This is a genomic window from Tateyamaria sp., from assembly GCF_059783535.1.
Window position 1 is genome coordinate 18,038 of record NZ_JBYNDP010000065.1, and the last position, 4,647, is coordinate 22,684.

The window sequence follows — 4,647 nt, forward strand, 5'->3', positions numbered from 1 at the left end:
GATATCAGTGCGAGTGAACGCGGTATTGTCTCTTCAGCCATTCCCACGACCAGCCCGGACAGCAGCAAGCCGATGGGCATCATGCCCCAGGCGAGCAGGCGATAGATGCTGTTTACACGTCCAAGCAAAGCGTCGGGAATGTATCGTTGGCGGTAAGATACCGAAACGGTATTCCAGATCAGGCCAGTGAATTCGAACAACGCAAGCACCAGTGCCAGCACGTAACCGTTCGGCGCAAATGGGATGATGGCGAAGGCGACGGCAGACGCCAGCGTCATCCATTGGGCGGCCTTGTTCTGGCCAATGACTTTTACCACGCGGTCCGCGACCAAACCTCCGGCAATCCCCCCAACCGCGCCGGCGGCGAGGATCAGTCCGTACCCTTGGGCTCCGATCCCGAGGTTTTCCTGCACGTGCAAAATAAGTGCGATCACGACCATCTGGTGCAGCAGGTTCCAAATGCCGGTGATCACGGCAAGCACCTGAAGAAAGGGGGCTGCCCGCAGGAAGGCAATACCTTCGGCCAGATCGGCGCGCAGTGAGCTTTGCTGTATGCGCGTTGGTTTGAAATTGCCGGGCAGCGTCAGGATGAGCAGTGCGGCCAGCGCAAACATAAGGGCATTCATGGAAAAAGGCGCCCAGACCACCGCAGCAATCAAGAAGGCACCAAGAGCCGGACCAAGCAGCGAATTGCCGACCAGTTCGACGCTCCAGAGCCGCCCATTCGCCTTCTCAAGCGCGCTGTGTGGCACGAGCGCCGGCAACATGGTTTGAGCGGCATTGTCCCGGAACACCTCTGCCGTGCCGACAAGCAGCGCGCAGGCAAGGAGCGCATAAAACAGAAAGGGGTCCGATGTTCCGTTGTCCGGGGCGGGTGCAAGCGGTGATGCGGTCCAGACCAGGACCGTTGCAGAGCCAAAGGCAACGGCCCGCAACACATCCATGCCCAGGATAAGCTGCCTGCGATCCACACGATCGGTGACCACTCCGGCGGGCAGGGCAAACAGGAACCACGGCAGTCGCAGTGCAATGGGCATCAGCGCGATCAAAAGCGGATCGCGGCTGAGCAGCGAAGCGATCCAGGCCCACACAACCACGGCAATGCCGTCTGCCAGATTTGTCATGCCACTTGCGGCAATGAAACGGGGCAGACGGTTGGGATTGGACATGATCACCTCGTTACACGCGATGACCCATGTCTAGGGGGTTAAGTGAACTTGAGGTCAAGCTCCAAATGGATGCCCTGTTTTTGCTTGTGGCTTTGAAACAAGAAATGCTCGGAAATCACTCGTATTCGTGGCGAATGCTTATGCTTTCTCCGTCCTCGCGCGTGATCTCGCGCGCGTAAAACTCATTCAGTAAAAGATCATTGTCGAGGATACCTGACACTCGGATGCGTTCGCCGCTTTTCAGGTCAATCATTTGTGGTCCAAGATACACACGCACCGCGCCAGATTCATCGCGCAGCCGGATCTCATCACTGTCGAAAAACCTGTCTACAACACCTTCGACAGTAGCGGTCTGGCCACGTTGCATACTGGCGATGGGTACGACGTCGGACAGGGCCGGAGTTGCGATGCCGATGGCGATCGCCACAGACGGGAAGAAACGCATATGATCCTCATTTTGTTGAATACTTGATTGATTTAGTATGATTTGCATGTTTCACAAGTGAGGCGGACGTGAGATGCGCGAAACGACGCTGACCGGTGGCCCGCTGTCTGTCCGGTTTCGCTCTGGTCTTCACCGTGGCTGAACGCTAGCGTGGCCGTGAATTGATCCGGCAGGTCCTGATGTCCCCCAACACAATCGGTGCGCTCTTGATGATGGCGTCCATGGCGTCGTTCACGATCAACGACACGTTGATCAAGCTCACAGATGGTGCTGTGCCTTTAATGCAGCTGCTGGTGATCCGGGGTGTGCTGTCGTCATTGTTGATCCTGTGTATGGCCCGGTGGCTGGGCACCATCCATTTTCGCATTGGGGTGCAGGACTGGGCGTTGATCGCGGTGCGATCGATGGCAGAGGTGGGTGCCGCCTACTTCTTCATAACCGCGCTTCTGAACATGCCGCTGGCCAATGTGACCGCGATCTTGCAGGTCTTGCCTTTGACCGTCGCGGTTGGAGCAGCCCTGTTTTTTCGAGAGCCATTGGGGTGGCGCCGCATGTCAGCCATCCTTCTGGGCTTTATGGGCATGCTCTTGATCGTGCGGCCCGGAGCGGAAGGTTTTTCACTCTGGTCAGTTTATGCCCTGATCGCCGTGCTGTGTGTCACAGTGCGCGATCTGGCGACGCGTCGATTGTCATCCGAGGTTCCATCGATGACCGTGACATGGGTTGCCGCGCTGACTGTGACGGCCTTTGCCGGTGTTGCCTCTACCACCACCGAATGGGTTCCGATTGATATGCGACTGGCGTTGCTGATCGGAGGGGCATCTGTCTTTATCATCGGCGGCTATTTCTTTTCCGTGCAGGTGATGCGTGTTGGCGAAATCAGCTTTATCGCGCCGTTCCGCTACACGGGCCTTGTGTGGGCCTTGGTGCTGGGGTGGTTGGTCTTTGGTGACTGGCCATCGTCGTTGACTTTGATCGGTGCTGCCATCGTGGTCGCTACGGGCCTGTTCACCCTGTACCGCGAACGGAAGGTTTCAGCGCGCTGAGAAGACGCGGCGCACGTGATCAATGTCCACGGCAAAGCGGTCGCGGAAGAGCTGTTCCTGTTCAGGTGTCAGTGGGTCGACCGGGACCTGTTTCACCTTTTTCTGGCGACTGTCGTTGTATCCGTTGTGCGTACGGATAAACATGTTCGGATCGGCATAGGTAACGCACGGCATGAATTGCGGGATGCGTTCGTGCATGAAGTTGTGGATGGTTAACTTGCAGTCGCCCTGAATGTACATCCCCAAGGCCGACACATAGAATGCGCGATAGATCTGCGTCTCTGAGATGCCTTCTGCGCCGACTTCGGCGACATAGCCCTGGTTCCAGTCCAGTCCTACGGTTTTGTGTTTCTTTGTCAGCGGCCGCGCGTCCTTGGCGGCTTCGCGCATCTTCTCAATGAAGTCGACGGCACATGCGTCATCATCGTCGTGACGGAACTGGATGCAGGGGTTCGAGGGATTGCGGCGGGCATTGTTCAGCAATGCCTTGGACATCTCGCGGCTGGGGTGGGGTGGTTCGGAGATGATCTGCACCTGCTTCATGTCCGATGTCAGGTCGTGCAGGCGATCCCGGTGCTGTATGGGAAGCTGATCGCCGATCAGGATGAGCAGATCAAAGTCCTGATCAGTCTGCGCCCGAAGGCAGGGCAAAGCCATGGTTTCAAGCAGCCGAAACCGCTCTTCGAGCCGGTCATGCGCCCAGAGATATGCCATCCGGTCTTCGATGCTTTCGTGACCCACCTGAAAGCCCCCGATGGCGGGGTAGGAAAAGCGGCACAACCCGATGATTTGCATGAGGGTTCGCCCCTTGTTTTTTGCCGTTGGTACGGGCAACTGTGCCCTGAGGATCACGGGGCTTGCAAGCCGTGTGTGGCTGTTGACACCCCCTCCGACTCCCCCTATACGCGCGCTATCTCGGCAAGGGGGTCGCCCCGGCACCGAAATCAAAACTTAAGTGGACACGATCCGGCCCTTGCATTGGCCCGATCCTCTGGAAACCCACCGCGTCGCCCCTTCGACAGGAGCGATTGCGGTTTTTGCGCTGTTGTGGACGCACAGGCAGCGATGGAATTGAAACCGCGGGTTGGACCCGCATGACACATGTGTTGATGAGACGGGGAAAGAACCTGCAATGCCAACGATCCAACAGCTGATCCGCAAGCCGCGGCAGCCCAAAGTAAAACGCTCGAAGTCGCTTCACCTTGAGGGCAACCCTCAGAAGCGCGGCGTGTGCACACGCGTATATACAACGACACCGAAGAAGCCGAACTCGGCCATGCGGAAGGTTGCCAAGGTGCGCCTGACCAACGGGTACGAGGTTATCAGCTACATCCCCGGCGAGAGCCACAACCTGCAAGAGCACTCGGTTGTGTTGATCCGCGGCGGTCGTGTGAAAGACCTTCCCGGTGTGCGTTACCACATCCTGCGCGGTGTTCTGGATACCCAGGGCGTCAAAGATCGTAAGCAGCGTCGTTCGAAATACGGCGCCAAGCGCCCCAAATAAGGAGAGCAGCAGATGTCACGTCGTCACGCCGCCGAAAAACGCGAAGTTCTGCCCGACGCCAAGTATGGCGATAAGGTTCTGACCAAATTCATGAACAACATGATGCTGGACGGTAAGAAATCGACCGCCGAACGCATCGTCTACAACGCGCTGGATCGTGTTGAATCCAAGATCAAACGCGCGCCCGTGGAAGTGTTCCACGAAGCGCTGGACAACATCAAACCGTCCGTGGAAGTGCGTTCGCGCCGCGTTGGTGGTGCCACATACCAGGTGCCGGTTGAAGTGCGTCCCGAGCGCCGCGAAGCGCTGGCCATCCGCTGGTTGATCACAGCCAGCCGCGGCCGTAACGAAAACACGATGGAAGAACGCCTCGCCGGTGAGCTGCTCGACGCTGTACAGTCGCGCGGTACTGCCGTGAAGAAGCGTGAAGACACGCACAAGATGGCCGACGCCAACAAAGCGTTCAGCCATTACCGTTGGTAA

6 protein-coding genes are annotated in these 4,647 nt (G+C 57.8%); 3 read left to right on the top strand and 3 right to left on the bottom strand.

What is annotated here, in order from left to right:
- A partial coding sequence (locus AC6RA8_RS13310; RefSeq protein ID WP_500353227.1) for an MFS transporter occupies positions 1–1,169 on the bottom strand: 1,169 nt, incomplete at its 3' end.
- A 115-nt stretch (positions 1,170–1,284) separates the two neighbouring features.
- Positions 1,285–1,662 carry a hypothetical protein gene (locus AC6RA8_RS13315; RefSeq protein ID WP_500353228.1) on the bottom strand — a complete coding sequence of 126 codons (378 nt, stop codon included), beginning with the start codon at positions 1,660–1,662 and terminating at the stop codon, positions 1,285–1,287.
- 131 nt (positions 1,663–1,793) lie between these two features.
- Here AC6RA8_RS13315 and AC6RA8_RS13320 point away from each other — a divergent pair, with 131 nt between their 5' ends.
- Positions 1,794–2,660 carry a DMT family transporter gene (locus tag AC6RA8_RS13320; protein WP_500353229.1) on the top strand — a complete coding sequence of 289 codons (867 nt, stop codon included), beginning with the start codon at positions 1,794–1,796 and terminating at the stop codon, positions 2,658–2,660.
- Here AC6RA8_RS13320 and AC6RA8_RS13325 read toward each other — a convergent pair.
- On the bottom strand, positions 2,649–3,455 hold the full coding sequence (locus AC6RA8_RS13325) for a putative rhamnosyl transferase (protein WP_500353230.1): 807 nt from the start codon (positions 3,453–3,455) through the stop codon (positions 2,649–2,651). The genes AC6RA8_RS13320 and AC6RA8_RS13325 overlap by 12 nt on opposite strands.
- A 337-nt stretch (positions 3,456–3,792) precedes the next feature.
- Between AC6RA8_RS13325 and rpsL the strand changes: the two genes are divergently transcribed.
- Together rpsL and rpsG are read left to right on the top strand one after the other, a co-directional pair.
- Positions 3,793–4,164, top strand: a complete 372-nt coding sequence (gene rpsL, locus AC6RA8_RS13330) for a 30S ribosomal protein S12 (protein WP_109385713.1) — start codon at positions 3,793–3,795, stop codon at positions 4,162–4,164.
- Between the two features lie 12 nt (positions 4,165–4,176).
- Complete coding sequence (gene rpsG, locus AC6RA8_RS13335; RefSeq protein ID WP_189371941.1) at positions 4,177–4,647, top strand: 30S ribosomal protein S7; 471 nt, start codon at positions 4,177–4,179, stop codon at positions 4,645–4,647.

Coding starts and splice junctions, on each gene's coding strand:
- rpsL (WP_109385713.1), top strand. CDS start 3,793: ATGCCAACGATCCAACAGCTGATCCGCAAGCCGCGGCAGCCCAAAGTA.
- rpsG (WP_189371941.1), top strand. CDS start 4,177: ATGTCACGTCGTCACGCCGCCGAAAAACGCGAAGTTCTGCCCGACGCC.
- AC6RA8_RS13320 (WP_500353229.1), top strand. CDS start 1,794: ATGTCCCCCAACACAATCGGTGCGCTCTTGATGATGGCGTCCATGGCG.
- AC6RA8_RS13315 (WP_500353228.1), bottom strand. CDS start 1,662: ATGCAAATCATACTAAATCAATCAAGTATTCAACAAAATGAGGATCAT.
- AC6RA8_RS13325 (WP_500353230.1), bottom strand. CDS start 3,455: ATGCAAATCATCGGGTTGTGCCGCTTTTCCTACCCCGCCATCGGGGGC.